The 17,083-nt window shown below is 45.5% G+C and carries 16 protein-coding genes; 7 read left to right on the top strand and 9 right to left on the bottom strand.

Annotation, left to right across the window (positions count from 1 at the left end; translation table 11 throughout):
• Nucleotides 1-12: 12 nt before the first annotated feature.
• Entirely contained in the window at nucleotides 13-609 is a 597-nt protein-coding gene (locus tag QUB56_RS11755) for a hypothetical protein (protein WP_332955328.1), read from the top strand.
• 261 nt (nucleotides 610-870) lie between these two features.
• Here QUB56_RS11755 and QUB56_RS11750 read toward each other — a convergent pair whose 3' ends face one another.
• From QUB56_RS11750 to gltD, 3 genes are all read right to left on the bottom strand, one after another.
• Nucleotides 871-2,784: a tetratricopeptide repeat protein gene (locus QUB56_RS11750; protein WP_445243331.1), complete on the bottom strand. Its 1,914-nt coding sequence runs from the start codon at nucleotides 2,782-2,784 to the stop codon at nucleotides 871-873.
• A complete protein-coding gene (locus QUB56_RS11745) occupies nucleotides 2,756-4,117 on the bottom strand; it encodes an ATP-binding protein (protein ID WP_332955326.1) in 1,362 nt (453 codons plus the stop codon). Before QUB56_RS11745 ends, QUB56_RS11750 begins: the two co-directional genes overlap by 29 nt.
• A 480-nt stretch (nucleotides 4,118-4,597) precedes the next feature.
• A complete protein-coding gene (gene gltD, locus QUB56_RS11740) occupies nucleotides 4,598-6,082 on the bottom strand; it encodes a glutamate synthase small subunit (RefSeq protein WP_332955325.1) in 1,485 nt (494 codons plus the stop codon).
• Nucleotides 6,083-6,389: 307 nt separating this feature from the next.
• Here gltD and QUB56_RS11735 point away from each other — a divergent pair, with 307 nt between their 5' ends.
• The 4 genes from QUB56_RS11735 (at nucleotide 6,390) to QUB56_RS11720 (ending at nucleotide 11,230) form a co-directional block, all read left to right on the top strand.
• The gene (locus tag QUB56_RS11735; protein WP_332955323.1) at nucleotides 6,390-7,421 is read left to right on the top strand and encodes a sulfate/molybdate ABC transporter ATP-binding protein; all 1,032 of its coding nucleotides are present in this window, start codon (nucleotides 6,390-6,392) and stop codon (nucleotides 7,419-7,421) included.
• Between the two features lie 308 nt (nucleotides 7,422-7,729).
• The gene (locus QUB56_RS11730; RefSeq protein WP_332955322.1) at nucleotides 7,730-9,670 is read left to right on the top strand and encodes an ATP-binding protein; all 1,941 of its coding nucleotides are present in this window, start codon (nucleotides 7,730-7,732) and stop codon (nucleotides 9,668-9,670) included.
• A 156-nt stretch (nucleotides 9,671-9,826) separates the two neighbouring features.
• The gene (gene cysE / locus QUB56_RS11725) at nucleotides 9,827-10,558 is read left to right on the top strand and encodes a serine O-acetyltransferase (protein ID WP_332955321.1); all 732 of its coding nucleotides are present in this window, start codon (nucleotides 9,827-9,829) and stop codon (nucleotides 10,556-10,558) included.
• A gap of 87 nt (nucleotides 10,559-10,645) precedes the next feature.
• Nucleotides 10,646-11,230 carry a Crp/Fnr family transcriptional regulator gene (locus tag QUB56_RS11720; RefSeq protein WP_332955320.1) on the top strand — a complete coding sequence of 195 codons (585 nt, stop codon included), beginning with the start codon at nucleotides 10,646-10,648 and terminating at the stop codon, nucleotides 11,228-11,230.
• A gap of 338 nt (nucleotides 11,231-11,568) precedes the next feature.
• Here the strand turns inward: QUB56_RS11720 and QUB56_RS11715 are convergent, their stop codons facing one another.
• Complete coding sequence (locus tag QUB56_RS11715; protein ID WP_332955318.1) at nucleotides 11,569-11,802, bottom strand: hypothetical protein; 234 nt, start codon at nucleotides 11,800-11,802, stop codon at nucleotides 11,569-11,571.
• Between the two features lie 110 nt (nucleotides 11,803-11,912).
• On the opposite strand from QUB56_RS11715, the gene QUB56_RS11710 reads away from it, so the two are divergent.
• Together QUB56_RS11710 and cysK are read left to right on the top strand one after the other, a co-directional pair.
• The gene (locus QUB56_RS11710; protein WP_332955317.1) at nucleotides 11,913-12,350 is read left to right on the top strand and encodes an Rrf2 family transcriptional regulator; all 438 of its coding nucleotides are present in this window, start codon (nucleotides 11,913-11,915) and stop codon (nucleotides 12,348-12,350) included.
• An 18-nt stretch (nucleotides 12,351-12,368) separates the two neighbouring features.
• Nucleotides 12,369-13,349 carry a cysteine synthase A gene (gene cysK / locus QUB56_RS11705; protein ID WP_332955316.1) on the top strand — a complete coding sequence of 327 codons (981 nt, stop codon included), beginning with the start codon at nucleotides 12,369-12,371 and terminating at the stop codon, nucleotides 13,347-13,349.
• Between the two features lie 667 nt (nucleotides 13,350-14,016).
• On the opposite strand, the gene QUB56_RS11700 is transcribed toward cysK, so the two are convergent.
• The 5 genes from QUB56_RS11700 to QUB56_RS11680 form a co-directional block, all read right to left on the bottom strand.
• Nucleotides 14,017-14,811, bottom strand: a complete 795-nt coding sequence (locus QUB56_RS11700; RefSeq protein ID WP_332955315.1) for a sulfite exporter TauE/SafE family protein — start codon at nucleotides 14,809-14,811, stop codon at nucleotides 14,017-14,019.
• 303 nt (nucleotides 14,812-15,114) lie between these two features.
• Nucleotides 15,115-15,618, bottom strand: coding sequence for a hypothetical protein (locus QUB56_RS11695; RefSeq protein ID WP_332955314.1), 504 nt, complete (start codon nucleotides 15,616-15,618; stop codon nucleotides 15,115-15,117).
• Nucleotides 15,619-15,788: 170 nt separating this feature from the next.
• Entirely contained in the window at nucleotides 15,789-16,025 is a 237-nt protein-coding gene (locus QUB56_RS11690; RefSeq protein ID WP_190738922.1) for a hypothetical protein, read from the bottom strand.
• A 19-nt stretch (nucleotides 16,026-16,044) separates the two neighbouring features.
• On the bottom strand, nucleotides 16,045-16,545 hold the full coding sequence (locus tag QUB56_RS11685) for a DUF202 domain-containing protein (protein ID WP_332955313.1): 501 nt from the start codon (nucleotides 16,543-16,545) through the stop codon (nucleotides 16,045-16,047).
• 91 nt (nucleotides 16,546-16,636) lie between these two features.
• Complete coding sequence (locus QUB56_RS11680) at nucleotides 16,637-17,059, bottom strand: DUF202 domain-containing protein (RefSeq protein WP_332955312.1); 423 nt, start codon at nucleotides 17,057-17,059, stop codon at nucleotides 16,637-16,639.
• Nucleotides 17,060-17,083: the final 24 nt, after the last annotated feature.

Raw genomic sequence — 17,083 nt, 5'->3', positions numbered from 1 at the left:
TCAAAATCCTATATGGCTTACAGTAACTTTTCCCTGACTGATGCCATCAAAAAACTCAGCTTAACCCTGAAAGACAAAAATGATTTATTCGCCCATATACCAGAAGTAGAATACAGCGAATATCTAGATTTCACCCTCAAGTACAACCTGCGAATTGCCAGCGAAATCAATACAGAAAAAGCGCGTTCCGAAATGATTATCACCCCAATCTTACTAGAATTGAGGAGAATGCTAGACGATAAAATCAGCTTGTTTTCTGGTAAAGAGTTTAATGTAGACCTAGAAAAAGGACTGACTGGCGCTTGTGATTTTTTAATTAGCCTTTCCGAATCGCAGATTGTGATTATGGCCCCTGTAATTGCAATTGTTGAGGCGAAGAAAGAAGATTTAATCGGCGGTTTGGGACAGTGTGCGGCCCAAATGTATGCAGCGCAGTTGTTTAATGAAAAAGAAGGGAATCAAGTTGCAGTAATTTATGGTGTTGTGACATCTGGTACTGTCTGGAGATTTTTAAAGTTAGAAGGTAATGCTTTAGATATTGATGCTGTGGAGTATTACATTAAAGATGCGGGGAAAATATTAGGGATTTTCTCAAGTTTGCTCAAATAGGACTTACACACGGGTGGCCAGAAACCGGGTTTTTGGATAAAATTATTCGCCGCAGTTACGAAATTAGCTAAAAACCCGGTTTCTTTGGTATTGTAGGGTGTGTCAGCTTCGACGATTTTGTAAATAATCCAGAATCTCCAAGCTGACGCACCTGATACCTATTTCGCCCGCTGCGTCGCTATGAGATTGTCGATATTGAGTTAGAGATTGTTAATGGCGACACACCCTACAACTATCGCCTGCGGCATTTCTTGATTAAAATTAATCGGATTCCCACTCTCGCTCGATTCTTTCTAAGTCTTTCGCGGCTCCCAATTGTTGAAAGATTTGATGGGCACTGTTGTAATGTTGTTGGGCAAGTTCTGGGTTGTTGCGTTTACGTTCAAGTCGTGCTAAATCGTAGTTGGCATCGGCAATTTTTCTGGGTTCTCCTAGTTCTTCTAACATCGCTAAAGACTCTTTTAAAAGGGGTTCTGCTGCATCCAAGTTACCCTTAAGCATCTCAATTTCTCCCAAACAACCGATCGAAGTTGCCATACCAGAGCGATCGCCCAATTCTGTCCTTAATTCCAAAGATTGCCGGTACAATCTCTCTGCTTCATCCCAATTGCCGCGATTTCGCTCGATATCTCCCCATGCACCTAAAGAACTTGCCATACCTTCACGATCGCCTAATTGTTCTCGCAACTGAAAAGACTGTCGCTTAAACTGTTCAGCAGCATCGAAATTACCACGCATCCGCTCGATATCTCCCAATACTCCCCAACAACTTGCCATACCTGAGCGATCGCCCAATTCTGTCTCAACTTCCAAACATTGCCGGTACAATCTCTCTGCTTCATCCCAATTGCCGCGACATGACTCGATATATCCCAATGATACCCAACAACTTGCCATACCTGAGCGATCGCCCAATTCTGTCTCAACTTCCAAACATTGCCGGTACAATCTCTCTGCTTCATCCCAATTGCCGCGATTTCGCTCGATATCTCCCAATAATCCCCAACAAGTTGCCATACCAGAGCGATCGCCATATTCGCGATAAATCTCCAAAGCTTGTTGATAGTAACGCTCAGCTTCAGTCAGATTCCACATTTCCTGCGCCACCCATCCTAACTGCTGGTAGGTGCTTGCTTGAGAGTAGATATCTCCTATTGCTTGTTCAATTTCTAAACATTCCTGATAAAAAACAGTTGCCTTTTCCCACTCTCGCAAATCCTGACAGACATTCCCCAAATAATACAAAGCATTAGCTTCCCCGCGACGGTTTCCCAGTTGGCGAGCAATTGCCAGCGATGCTTGATAAGCACTCATTGCCGCCGAAAATTGTCGCTCTTGCTTGTAAGCTTTACCCAATTCATTGTAAACATCAGCTTGCAGCGATAAGTTTTCACTTTCCTTTGTCAACTCCAAGGCTTTTTCTAAATACTCTCTCGCTTTAACGGGCTTTCCTTGGCTGAGATAAGCAACTCCTAATTGATGTAAAATATTGCTGCAAGCACTAGGATTTTTTTCAGTTCCAGAATGACTCGGACTGTATTCCATCAACAAAGACTCTAAAAGTTCAATGCGTTCTTGCTTTTCAGGCGTTTCTAATGTCCTAAAACTCCTTTCCGAATCCAGAGTCCTAGCAACGGCATCATCTCTAGTAGCTTGAGTAGTTTTAAACAGAAATACTCCCGATCTCCACGCCCAAAAATCCGGTGCAAACTTCGCCAAACGAGTAATTGCATAGTCCGGCAAAACAAACAGGATCGGATGGGGAACGCTGGTTTTATAAGCATCTCGCACCCAATTAAGGTCTTGTAATACCGGAGGATATTCACCAAACTTGCCGATCGACTTTTCCAATCCCCGCACAATTAAAACTAATTTTTTATTTGCCTCTCGCTTAATAGTAGGTAAAATTTTGATAATTTCATCTCGGAGAAAACGCAAATTCTCATCAAAACTCAAAACTTCAAATTGAGTTTCTTGAGAAATCGGATGATTTTTCACTCCCTCAATTAGCAAATCAGCTTCCGTATTAAAATTAACTTCTGCAAACCCGATAGTCAAATTCTCCGAAAAATCAACAAACGTCAAAAGTTGAGTAAATGCCTGCTGATTTACTGCCAAAAATCGCCAAATTTGTGCATTCCGAGTGTTAGGGATTAACATGGGATTGTCTGGCATCTCGGAGGGCTTTTTGGAATTCTTCAATTTGCTTCACCACCGGATTCGGATAGTTCCATCGATTTTTGCCGTTGTATTCCAAAACCGACAAATTGGAAAACATCACATCACGGAGTTCATCGTTATTAATAGTTTTCGTCAAACAAACTTGAGCTAAAACTGGATAATGATCTTGTGGGATGAACCGCTCAAAATTAAATTGTTCTTGTTTGACTGCATAGGTAACATCTTCAGCCATTATTTTAGCATGACTGCGACCGCTGGCGGTTATGCAAGCCGTCCGCATCATCTTCATGAGTTGGCTAACGTTACCCCCGCTGGCTTTGGCTAATTCTAGTAATTGTTCGCGAGACTCAAAGATTTTGTCAGCTTCAACTCTGCGATCGATTAAACTAGCCATCGCATTTAAGCTAACTTCATTGTAGTTTAAGTCGCAGCTATCTCGCTCGAATTCATAAACATTGACCATCGGGACAATGTGAGGACAGTCAAAAAAATTCTTGAGAGCATTTTGAGACGAGTAAAGAACTGAAAGTGGAATTGTGTAAATCAGCGTACAATTCAGTTCTTGAAGTTGAGCGGCATAGTCCGAAAATAAATGGTTTGCCACATGGGGAGGAACGCGGTCTAAATTATCAAAGATAATTAAAAATCCTTTATAGCTCGGAAACTCCTTACGCAGTTTTTTGACAGCATCATTTAAGATTAAATTGATATCGGCTTTTAAGCGAGAAATGTCTTTTTCTAAAGTTTGGCGAATTGTTTTCTTCTGCTTATCAGAACCTTTGATTTGTGCCAGTAGCTTAACCAATAACTTTGCTAAAAATGGAGCTTCCGGTCCCAAGGTTGCTTCCGCTTCCACACTTACGGAACTTTCAACCGTGCGTTCTGTTTCTTCAGTGACATCCTTAAACCAAGCCCCAAAATTATCCATCAGCCGAGAATCTAATTTCAGCCCCAGCCGGCGCATTTCAAACTCAATTCGCTTAATGACGATTAAATAAAAATCGGTATAACTGATATCATTAATATCGGTTTCTTCTTGCACGTTCAGATAAATGACGCGATAATCGATTTCCCACTGCTTTTGAATTCGCTTCAATTCGGTACTTTTGCCACAACCCTGATGTCCTGTAAACAAGATTGTGGTAAACTGTTCTGGTTCTTGAAAGTCTAAAATGTTACTGACACCTGCGATCGCTTCGGTTTTGCGAACATTCGATAAATCAACATAATAGCGATCGAGATCTGCACCTTCTAAGGAGCGGAGAGGATCACAGGCTTTATAGGCAGTTTTGAGGGTAGTGGCGCGGTTGATAGGATGAGTAGTCATAAGTTTTTAATTTAGTAAATTTGTTGCAGGAAACCTGAATAATGTATCAAAGTTATGTTGTTTATGTACTTTTATTTTAGCAAAATAGGTTCGCAGTCAGGACTTTAGCCCTGAGAAAAGAAAGGAATGAAGTCCTTACTACAAACTAATGGGTAATATACCAGTTTTCAGCCGAGTGAACTACAGATTCAACGGTAGGGAAACGGCACTGCCGTGTCCTCGATGCTGTCAACAAGGGCGTTAAACCCTCAGTCCGGCAGTCCGGCAGGGGTTGAAACCCCTGCCTCAAAGCGAAAGTCCTCGCTATGAGGACTGAGAAAAAGACTGGTAAACTGATTAGTCCTCTTGAGAGGACTTTCGCTATTAGACAGGGAATTCATTCCCTGGCGGACTGCAGGGTAGGCGGGAGGACTGGCGGACGAAAAGCTTAAGTTGACACCAATGGGTACAGCGCCGTGTCCGTACTGTAAATCCTACCAACTAAGGCAAATCAGTGCTCCCCATCAGATAAAGGTCGCACTCCCGGGCCACGCCGCGCCCTTCATTAATCGCCCAAACCACCAAACTCTGTCCGCGGCGACAGTCCCCAGCCGCGAAAACTCCCGGAATGCTGGTTGTATATTTTTCGTGCTCGGCTTTCACGTTGCTGCGGGCGTCGCGTTCCAATCCCAGGGCATCCAGCAAGGGCTGTTCCGGGCCGAGGAAGCCCATCGCCAGCAACACAAGCTGTGCGGGCAACACTTTTTCCGTGCCCGGGATGTGTTTCGGAATAAACTGCCCTTTCTCGTTTTTCTCCCACTCCACCTCAACGGTGTGCACGGCTTTGACATTGCCGTTTTCGTCGCCCTCGAACTTTGTCGCCGTGGTGAGATAGCCGCGGGGGTCCTCGCCGAATTTGGCTGCTGCTTCTTCTTGGCCGTAGTCGAGGCGGTAGACTTTCGGCCATTCCGGCCAGGGATTGTTCGGGGCGCGTTCCGAGGGCGGTTTGGGCAGGATTTCTAGCTGTACGAGGCTTTTGCAGCCGTGGCGGATGGAGGTGCCCACGCAGTCGGTGCCCGTGTCGCCACCGCCGATGATGACCACATCTTTGCCTTCGGCGGAGATGAAGTTGCCGTTGGTGCTCTTGTCTAAAACTGCTTTGGTGTTCGCAGTCAGGAAGTCCATTGCGAAGTGGATGCCTTTTAATTCGCGGCCGGGGATGCCCAAGTCGCGGGGTTTGGTGGCGCCGGTACAGAGGACAACGGAGTCGTATTCTTTTAACAGTTGTTCGGCTGGTAAGTCTTTGCCGACTTCGGTGTTGCAGACAAATGTCACGCCTTCGTCTTCGAGGATTTTCAGGCGGCGCATGACGACTTGTTCTTTGTCTAGCTTCATGTTGGGGATGCCATACATTAGCAGGCCGCCCGGTCGATCGGCTCTTTCGTATACTGTTACCCAATGACCGGCTTTGTTGAGTTGCGCGGCGGCGGACAAACCGGCGGGCCCGGAACCGATGACGGCGATTTTTTTGCCGGTGCGTTTGGCTGGCGGTTCCGCAGTAATCCAGCCTTCATCCCAGCCTTTGTCGATAATCGAGGCTTCGATATTTTTAATCGTGACTGGCGGGTTGTTGATGCCGAGCACGCAGGCGCCTTCGCAGGGTGCGGGACAGACGCGGCCGGTGAATTCCGGGAAGTTGTTGGTTTTGTGGAGTCTGTCTAGGGCTTCTTTCCACAGTCCGCGATATACTAGGTCGTTCCATTCGGGGATGAGGTTGTTAATCGGGCAGCCGCTTGCCATGCCGCCGATCATTGTACCCGTGTGGCAAAACGGAATTCCGCAGTCCATGCAGCGCGCGCCTTGGGTGCGGAGTTTTTCCTCATCCATCGGCAGGTGAAATTCGTCCCAGTTGTGGACTCTCTCGACTGGTGAGAGTTCCGAGGGCAATTCGCGCAAGAATTCGATAAAGCCTGTTGGTTTTCCCATAGTGGTGTTTTTGTTAGAACTTACTATTCTGTCGTTTCTCAAAGCTCAAGCTGGCTGGCTTCTGAATTAACTATTGTAAACTACCCCACGGCTAGAAGCCGCGCGGTTTTAGCAGCCCTCGCGGCTTAACTCTTCGGAGCCCGCCAGCGTCAACTTTCAAGCCCAGTCCCCATCACCCGCGCCTCTCCATACAATACAAAAAGTTACAGGGGTTGCAAAATAAATATTATTTTCAGGATATACTACTGTAACTCGGTCAGATAAGCGGGGTTAACTTTTTTCACTCCGAAAATAGGTATATAAACTCATGAGCATTACAATTCGGAACGTATCGAAACACTTCGGCTCCTTCCACGCAATTGACAACGTGAATTTGGAAATTAAAAGGGGCTCTTTAGTGGCGCTGTTGGGGCCTTCCGGTTCCGGGAAATCGACTCTGCTGAGGATGATCGCGGGGCTAGAACCGCCCGACAGCGGTGAGATTTACCTGATCGGTGAAAATGCTACTCATCAGTCGGTGCAGGAACGGCATATCGGCTTTGTGTTTCAGCACTACGCTTTGTTCAAACACATGAGTATTAGGAAAAATATTGCTTTTGCGATGGAAATTCGCAAAGTTCCTAAACACTCTATTGGCAGGCGGGTTGATGAACTTTTGGATTTAGTGCAGTTGACAGGTTTGGGCGATCGCTATCCTTCGCAACTTTCCGGTGGCCAGCGGCAGCGGGTTGCTTTGGCCAGAGCTCTAGCAGTTCAACCAAAAGTGCTGCTGCTAGACGAACCTTTTGGAGCATTAGATGCTAAAGTCCGCAAAGAATTGCGATCGTGGCTGCACAACCTTCACAAAGAAGTTAACATCACCACAGTTTTTGTGACTCACGACCAAGAAGAAGCTATGGAAGTAGCCGATGAAATTGTGGTAATGAACAAAGGTAGAGTCGAACAAATTGGCACTCCTGCTGAAATTTACGACAAACCCGCAACAGCTTTTGTGATGAGTTTTATTGGGCCGGTCAATGTGCTGTCGAATGCTGCGGGTTTGTTCGCCAACCACGCCCCAGCGCCTCACAATAATGGCGCCGCTCATTCGGAATTAGTGTTTTTGCGCCCCCACGACGTGGAAATTAAAACTAAGCCGGAGTCGGGTTTTTCATTAGCAACAGTCAGCCGCATCATTCATTTAGGGCGGGAAATACAAACCGAGTTAGTGTTAGAATCCCAGCAGGTAGTAACGGCTTACGTGAGTCGCGAACGCTTCGATTCTCTAAAGTTAACGCGAGATCAGCAGGTTTACGTCAAGCCCAAACACGCGATGACTTTTCCTGCTTATTCAATTTAAATCAGCCACTGCATCTTACGCAAAATACTATCCGGGATCTTCTACAAAACACTGCTCCCACACCGTTACCAGGCTCGTGCCTGGTAATGCTGTCTCGTGGCTCTAAATCGGAGGCAGAGCCTCCTGAAATTCATTCCCAGGCAGAGCCTGGGAACGAGAAAGAGCTTCCTCCTGAAATTTTGAGTGGGAACGATAAAAATCGGAGGCAGAGCCTCCTGAAATTCATTCCCAGGCAGAGCCTGGGAACGAGAAAAACGAGAAATCCCAGGCCGAGGTTGGAAGAACTAGAAAAAAGATAGGTGAAGAATATGACTGCTAACAAATTCAAGAATTTAGCAACTAGCACTTTACTTAGTTATCGCCGTTATATCCAGGCAGGATTAACACTTTGTGCAGGATTTGGACTGTCTGCGATCGCCTGTTCAGTTGCGTACAATTGGGAATACAAATTCATGCAAACCGAACTGCAAGACCGACTGGACAAAATAGCTACAGACATTCAGAGAGAAGTGAGCGGGAATTTAGAAATTATTCGGGCTGCAGGTGCATTTTACAGCGTATTTGACGGCGTTAAAAAACCAGAAATGAAGACATTTGTTGGTTCTGCCCTCTACCGCCATCCGAGCCTGAAGGCGATCGCTTGGCTTCCCCGCGTTTCTGACTCTCCGCAATCCCTGACAAAGGAAATAGATTTAGATGTAGATTTGAGTGCAAATCGACTTGCTTTAGAAAAAGCAACAAAAAGACAAGAAATTATTGCAACTGACCGCCAAAAATTGCCCTCCCAAAATCAACCCAGCGTCTTTGTATTCCTGCCAATTTTTAGTCAAACTCCTCCCGGCGATACCGCAGCAGGGCAGCCAGATTTACCTGCTAGGGAACCCGAATCATTGAAAGGTTTTACTCTCGGGGTTTTGCTCGTTGATGCTCTTGTAAAATCGGCTTTACAGGAAACTAAACTCAACTTTGTTAACGTGTATCTTCAAGATGCGATGGCTCCTGAATCCGAAAAATTTCTTGCCTTTTACGAAGCGAAGACTAAGAGGATAATCACCGACGAAAACATTAAAAATCAACTCCAAATAGGGGAAAGAGCTTACTGCCCGGACGGCAGCAGTTGCACCCGCATTCTCAATATTGAAAATCGCAGGTGGTTGCTGCAACTGCGGCTAACGCCAGAGTACATTAATCCTCTAAGATTTTGGCGTTCTTTGACTGTTTTAATTTTTGGGAGTATCTTAACTTTGGCGGCGACACTTTATATAATGAGCTTGTGGATTTATACCGAGCGAATTGAAAAAGTAGCAGCCGAACGCACTACTAAATCTCAACAGCTAGAGAAAACGTTGCAAGAGTTGCAGCAAACTCAAACTCAACTGATTCAGCAGGAAAAAATGTCGAGTTTGGGTTTATTAGTGGCTGGTGTTGCCCACGAAGTTAACAATCCTATTAATTTTATTTACGGCAATCTTCACCACGCCCGCGAATATACTAGGGATCTGTTGGAGTTGGTAGAACTCTACCAAAAACACTATTTATCCCCTCCCTCGGAAATTTCACAGCATTTAGAAAATATTGACTTTGACTTTGTCAGCGAAGATTTGCCGCAACTGCTGTCCTCGATGAAAATAGGCGCCGATCGCATTCTTCAAATTGTCCAATCTTTGCGGAATTTTTCTCGCTTAGATGAAAGCGAAATGAAACCTGTCAACATCCATGAAGGCATTGACAGCACTTTGCTAATTCTGCAAAGTCGCCTGAAAGCTACAGCCGATCGCCCGGCGATCGAGATTGTTAAAAACTACAGCCATTTACCTTTAGTAGAGTGCTATGCCGGACAATTAAATCAGGTGTTTATGAATATTCTGGCTAATGCGATCGACGCCCTTGAGAGTTACAGGCTCGATCGCGGGCCCGAAGCAGCGATCGATCCGATGGCGATCGCCATAACCACAGAATATTCAAGTCCCGACAAAATAATTGTGCGGATATCTGACAACGGCCCCGGTATGCCAGAAAATGTCAAAAAACTGCTGTTTGACCCGTTCTTTACGACTAAACCTGCCGGCAAAGGGACAGGATTGGGACTGTCAATCAGCTATAAAATTGTCGTAGAAAAGCACAAGGGTGCGCTGCGCTGCGATTCGACACCGGGATTGGGGACCCAATTCTCGATCGAGATTCCGCTGCGGCAAGAAGTCAGACAACCAGTACCGTTTGTTTCGCGGAAAATATCGGAGGCAGCTTAGAAGCGGCTGGGGAAGGAAAATTTTTTTCTCATATACTACTGTAATTCGGTCGGGTTATAGTATTATATGTAATAATGCCACAACCAATCCTGCTTTATGCAGCTTAAACCGTCGGCCCTGCCGATACTGTATAACCAAAACACGGCGAGACTAAATATGTTCACTGACTTGCAAATTATTTACGAACGTGACCCCGCGGCACGCAACTGGCTGGAAGTATTATTTTGCTATCCCGGACTGCAAGCACTTTTTTTGCACCGGATAGCACACTGGCTTTATTCCGCTGGCCTTCCGTTTGTACCGCGCTTGATTTCCCAACTGAGCCGCTTTTTAACAGGTATTGAGATCCACCCAGGAGCCCAAATTGGTAGGGGCGTGTTTATCGACCACGGCATGGGGGTGGTAATTGGCGAAACTGCGATCGTTGGAGATTATGCTGTAATTTATCAAGGAGCGACCCTTGGCGGCACGGGTAAAGAAATAGGAAAACGGCATCCCACCCTGGGAGAAAATGTAGTCGTGGGAGCAGGCGCTAAGGTTTTAGGCAATATTCAAGTTGGCAATAATGTTCGGATTGGTGCGGGATCGGTAGTGCTGCGGGATGTCCCTAGCGATTGCACAGTTGTGGGAATTCCCGGTCGCATCATCCCTCGGAAAAAGCAGGTGGAAGATGCTCAAAATTCTCAAGGCATACCGGATTTGGAAGCTCAAGCAATTCGAGCTTTGTTCGATAGAATTAAGGAGTTAGAAGACCAGGTTAATATTTTGAAATCTCAACTAACTCCGGTCAAAGCAACTGAATCAGAGCCAAAAGAGACTAAAAAACATGAATTATTTATGTCTTCTAATTTATTTATTACACAGTTTTTAGACGGGGCAGGAATCTAGTAAAGCTTTGATTTAGAGAGATTTTAGCTAGCAACACTATTCTGCTGCAATTGTACAAACTAACTTTGATTCCTTCAGTAACTGGCTATGACTATTGCTTCTGTTTCCCCTAAAATTTTTGATGAAACCAGCCGACATAAATTTGCTCGCCGCACGCACTTGCCCAACAGAAGCAATGCTCTGTGGCGAATTGAAAGTGGAGTAGTGCGAACTGTAACGTGGCTTGAAGATGGCACAATTATCACCTTGGGATTGTGGGGGCCTGGTGATACGATCGGCAAACAGATATCAAAATGCGATCCTTTTCAAATTGAATGCTTAACTAAAGTCGAGGCAACTCTATTATCTGGCGATCGCTGGCTAAATCGAGATATTTTGCTCAATCACATTCAGCAAGCTGAAGATTTTATGGTAATGCGAGGTTACAAAAAAGTTGATTTTATGCTCTATCACCTATTAACTTGGCTGGCTAAGAGGTTTGGTTCTCAGGTAGAGCAAGGACATCTGATCGATATGATTTTAACGCATCAGGACATTGCAGAAATCATCGGTACAAGTCGCGTAACAGTCACTCGCACCCTCGGTCATTTTGAGCAGCAAGGCTTGATCGATCGCCTGCCGCTCCACCGGATTATTCTGCAAGCTTCCGAGGTGTGGCACTACGAAATATAATTTGCGTTTATTAAATTTTCTCATCCACTGGTCAATAAGTTCAAAAGCAAGTGCGACAATCGCACTTGCTTTTCTCTTTCTCCTGATTTCTTTCTTCTCACTGCCAACAGATGCCACATCTGGCACCTGTTGACTGCCGTTAAGTAGGTGAGTATGAACTCATAGGTTGCACCATTCTCAATTAGCCTTTTATGAACAGGCAAGATGCCTGTTCCACAAAAGATAAATTTTCTTGTAGAACAGGCATCTTGCCTGTTGCTGACAATGGTGCAAGATATCAGTAGGAATAAACTTAATGATGACACAGCACATATTCGCCTACCTACTTAGCAGTTACTTTAAGGCGGCGGTATTGCCTGTAAAATACTTGCTCCCTGCAACATTTGAGACTTTCGGGCTCTACCCGCTTCGGGGTATTCCCAAGACGGTGCAAAGGGTGGAACCAACAAGGAGCAAGCTTTCCACCCACCCTGTACCCCCACGCCGAGCATCTGGCAGTTTCCGCCCCTGTGTCCGTGCTGCTCGTAATACCGACAATGCCGACAGCTTAAACCTACATTTACATTGCTCACGGGATTTCTCCAACCGTTTTTGTAATGAAAATATGATAACACCTGTACACCTACCGGGATTGTGTACTATGATATAATGTACAATTTAAACTCGATCGCCAGTGGGGAATGTGGAACTATCTTCTAGAGTACAATATGCCCTGTTAGCCCTCTTGGAACTGGCGAGCCACTACCCGAAGGATTCGCCCCTAACAGTAAGCGAACTTACTGCTTCTGGTGAGATACCGGAACGCTATTTAGACCAAATTCTTGCCGTGCTGCGGCGTGCGAGTATCGTCCAGAGTCTGCGGGGCGCTAAAGGCGGTTATTTGCTGGCGAAAGAGCCTTGGCAGATTACTTTGCTAGAGGTGTTTTTGAGTCTCGAAGGATCTGGCAGCGGCCAGACTCAAAAAGTGTCGGAATCTGTAACAATAGAAAAAACTGCGGTGCTAGAAATATGGCAGGAAGCTCGAGAGGCATCTTTCGCAGTTTTGGGAAAATACACATTACAAGATTTGTGCGAACAGCGGGATCTTCGCAAACAAACACATCCTATGTACTACATTTAAGGGGAGAGAAATTAAGCCATGAGAATTGCTAAGGATATTACACAAATAATTGGCAGAACTCCTTTAGTTCAGCTCAATAAAATTCCCCAAGCCGAAGGAGTGGTTGCTCAAATTGTGGCAAAATTGGAAGGTATGAATCCGGCTGCTTCGGTGAAAGATCGAATCGGGGCGAGCATGATTCAGGCTGCCGAAGAAGCGGGGTTAATTCAACCGGGGAAAACTATTTTAGTTGAACCGACTTCAGGAAATACTGGAATTGCTTTGGCAATGGTAGCGGCGGCGAAAGGGTACAGTCTGATTTTAACTATGCCGGATACGATGAGCACGGAACGCCGATCGATGCTGAAAGCTTACGGAGCTCGGTTGGAATTAACTCCGGGACATGAAGGGATGTTAAGCGCGATCGCCCGTGCGGAAGAAATTGTAGAAGAAACCCCCAATGCTTTCATGCTGCAACAGTTTCGCAACCCCGCTAATCCGAAAATTCACCGGGAAACAACGGCTGAGGAAATTTGGGAAGATACAGAGGGTAAAGTAGATTTTTTAGTTGCTGGAGTTGGCACCGGCGGTACGATTACTGGAGTTGCTGAGGTAATTAAACCGCGAAAATCGACTTTTAGGGCGATCGCAGTTGAACCCGCTAACAGCCCCGTGCTTTCTGGAGGCAAATCTGGTGCTCACAAAATTCAAGGGATTGGTGCAGGATTCATCCCGGAAGTGTTGAAAACAGAGTTAATTGATGAAACGATCGCAGTTAGCGACGAAGATGCGATCGCCTACAGCCGTCGGCTGGCCAGAGAAGAAGGATTGTTGTCAGGAATTTCTGCAGGCGCCGCTTTGTTTGCCGCAATTCAAGTCGGCAAGCGACCGGAAAATGCTGGAAAATTGATAGTTTTTGTGCAGCCTTCTTATGGCGAACGCTACCTCAGTACAGCCTTGTTCAAAGATTTAGAATTGCCCACCGTCGCCGAACTCGAATCATTAGTCAGCAATTATTAAATTGTAGGTGAGGTTGAGCGATCGTCCTTGATAAGTCTAGCTTGCATTCCCGTCTAGAGTCCCCGTGCATACCCTTCCTAGGGCAGGGCTGATTCCTTCTTTTAAAGCTATAGTCCGAAAGGGGTTTCAACCCCTTTCGAGAGAGCGAAAGTTCTCGCTATGAACACTAAAAATTACTATTTGAGTCGGTTTTAACTCACATCTTGTACCATTCTCAAGAACAGGCAAGATGCCTGTTCCACAAGAAAACTCACTCTTTGTGGAACAGGCATCTTGCCTGTTCATAAAAAGCTTATTGACAATGGTGCAACATTTCAATTTTAACCGACTTTTGCTATAAGCCCCGTGGGTTTCAAACCCTGGCGGATTTCGGGAGAATGAAACAGTCCCCCCTTTTTTTTTAGGGGTTAGGGGGATTATTGAGGATTGTGGACTCAAACAGCAGGCTGACACTAGGTTTAACTTTTCATATCAATTCCGGCTGCGCCGGAATGATATCAAATTCGCCCTCCGAAGTCCGGCGTAAACTCGAATCAAGCTCGCAACTAATAATTCGCGCAATTTTCAGTTTTTTGACCCCTCCTTCTACAGTCAACAGTCAACAGTCAACAGTCAACAATCAACAGTCAACAGTCAACAATCACGGAGGGTGCAACCGGAATCGATATCACACTTGATACAACTTCCAACTAGCCATCGCCAACATTCCGTAAATAACAAACTTTAGCGGGCGTTGAGGCATAACTTGGCAGAATTTAGCACCTACCAAAACTCCCGGCACCGAACCCAACCAAATCGGCCAAACTAAACTCCAGTCTACCGTTCCGAGGCTGAGGTGTCCCACAGATGTAAACATCAACAAAAGTGCCGCCTGCGAAATATCTGTACCCACCAATTTAGAAGTATCCAGGCGGAAAAAAGCAATCAGCAACAGTGCAAACATCGAACCGGAAGATACGCTAGTGATTCCCACTATGCAGCCTAAAATTGCTGCCGCACTCACAGTACAAATACGGCCATAATTAGTATTTAAGTCCCATTCCGGGGGCGAAGGCATTTTAAAATTAGGGAAAAATGTTTTGACCACTAATTGGGTCAGCGATAAAGCGACAATGAGGGCGATCGCTAATCCGAGAAAGCGCAGCAATATGCTGTCTAAGTCCTGATTTTCGCTGGATTGGATGCAGTGTAAAATCCACACGCCAGTCAGCGAACCGGGTACGCTACCCAAAGCCAGCCACTTAACTACTTGCAAGTCGAGGGTTTTTTGCTGCCAGTGTTTGAAGCCGCCAACAACTTTCATCAGTGTAGCAGCTACGACATCAGAACTAATAGCAATTGATGCTGGAATTTGGAAAACAAAAATTAACATTGGGGTGATGAGCGAGGCTCCGCCAACTCCGGTCAAACCAACGATAATGCCGACAAAAAAGCTGAGAAAGGAGAGTAATAAGTAGTTCACGGTTATGCCCAAAAACTGTGTAATTTAGCGCTGCCAACCAACAAATAGATAACTGGCGCGGCTCCTGCAACACAGCTACACAGTCAAAATCTTACTCGCATTTAAATATTTATAGCCAGGAATTTTGCTCATCAACGATTGAGAATTACGGCGTGTTCAGATACAAAATTCTTGGGAAAAGCCAGTAAATGCAAATAAACAAAACTACAGAAATTGTAGTGTAAAAGCTCCCTGATTTTCTTATATCTACCTGTGTAACTGATTAAAAACCCTTGATTTATTTAGGGGTTTATATTCTGCCTTCTACCTAGAAGTGACGAGCGTCACAGGTAAAGCATAGCTGAGGTTAACCGACTCTTTGCCGGCAAAGAAATCGGGAGTCTCGAGAACATTAAAATGAATCAATGCCACAATGACAACCGTGAAGACTGTTGAGGAAACTAAACCCGTCAATAACTCTTTTTTGAGGTTTTTTTCCTTGGGTTTGTCGGCCAAAACATCTAAAGTTCCTAGCTGCATCAACAGAATTCCCACAATATTGGAAAGCCAGTAGCCGACAATTGTGCAAGGAAACAGTAAATCTGGGGAAAGCCAACTACAGATATACCCAAAGGCGTAGGCAATTGGCAGATTGAAAAATATGTCGTTCCACCAACACAGGGGTGATAGCAAATATCCAATTGCCAGAAGCAACCCGCCTCGGATTTTCTTAAACCAGACTTCCTTAAAGCCCTTAGCTTCTGGCAACTGTTGGGTGAGTTGTCCTGCAAGCTGGTACTCTTCACTGACTTTTTTAGCGTTTTCCACGTTTATAGCTCATAACTCGATCGACTTACCGTAGTTTACCAGCCCAAATCGGTTATGTCTAGTAAGTCAATCAAGTTACCGTATTTTGGGGGATCAGCTAAATATACTTTGTTTCTGATACAAAACTATCTATCCGGGAGAGGTTGTTGAGAATGCTGGCTAGTGGTAGTTTAGGCGCCGATCGAGAAATTGAAAGTTTCAGGCAAATGCTTGACAGTTTGCCAAAGATATGCAGTATCGATGCCCCAGTAAAATTGCAGGTAAACCAGCAAAAGCCCGATCGCGACTGTCACGCCCAGCAATTTAGGGACTATTTTCGCGACAGTCTCGAGCACTACGAATGCTGCCCAGATAGCAGCAGCTAAGATGATAATGGAAGCGATCGTGGCAACTGTATCGCTGTTCATAATTAACTCCTGTTGACAATCAATCGGGTATTACAAAACTACTTGGGCCCACGGCGGCTGCAAAGATAAAATAAATTACTCCCATCCCCAATAAGGCAACAGCCGAACTGAAGACGAATATCAACCAATCTGACGGTTCGTAGGTATCCTCGTCAATTTGGCGGCGAACGGTGAAGTAGTGCAAAGTTGAGATTAAGACTGTCGCCAAACCTATTAGAGAGAAGATTAAACCCAACTTCCACCCCATCCCCAGGCGGTACTGTACGGGCACTTGCACGACGCGAAGTCGGACGATGACGACGCCAAAACCCATGAGGGCGACCGCAGCCCGCATCCATGCTAAGAAGGTGCGCTCATTTGCCGATCGATCGATCGCCCGCGACAGATTTTGCTTGTTTAGTTTCTCATCATCTACTTGCATCGGTTGGAACTCACATCTTGCACCATTCTCGATAACCCTTTTTTGGGCGGGCTCTCCTGCCCACCCCACAAGAAAATGCACTTTTTGTGGAACAGGCATCTTGCCTGTTCTTGACAATGGTGCAACATCTCAGTTTGAACGATAATTGCACGCGATCGAACTCTTGAAGATTGATATAAAAACAGCGCCATTATTCTGGTGCCATAAAACCTTCTAAGCTAGAAGGAACGGTGAACATATAATAAATTACCCCAGCCCCTAGGATAGCGATCGCGAGGCTGAAAAGAATTACCCAGCGATCGGTAGGTTCATAAGTATCGTAATCGATATCGTGGCGGACGCCGAAGTAGTGCTTAGTTGATAATAGCACCGTCAGCAAACCCACTGTTGAAAAAAGCAAACCCAACTTCCAACCATTGCCCGGAGTTGGCAGCAGAGGGGGATGGAAGGCGCGAAGGCGCACGATAACTACGCCAAAACCCATCAGCGATATTGCTGTCCGCATCCATGCTAAATATGTGCGCTCGTTTGCCAAGTGATCCCGCACCCGCGACGGATTTGGTCGCTTAGTCTTTTCTGTATCTACTTTCGTGGATTTCCAATTTAATAGCATAGATAAACCTTTTAATTTTGACGC

Origin of the sequence: Microcoleus sp. AR_TQ3_B6 (genome assembly GCF_036702785.1) — a bacterium.
GTDB lineage: Bacteria > Cyanobacteriota > Cyanobacteriia > Cyanobacteriales > Microcoleaceae > Microcoleus.
Note: the sequence above shows the minus strand (reverse complement) of the source record. Positions and strands in the feature narration are given on the sequence as shown.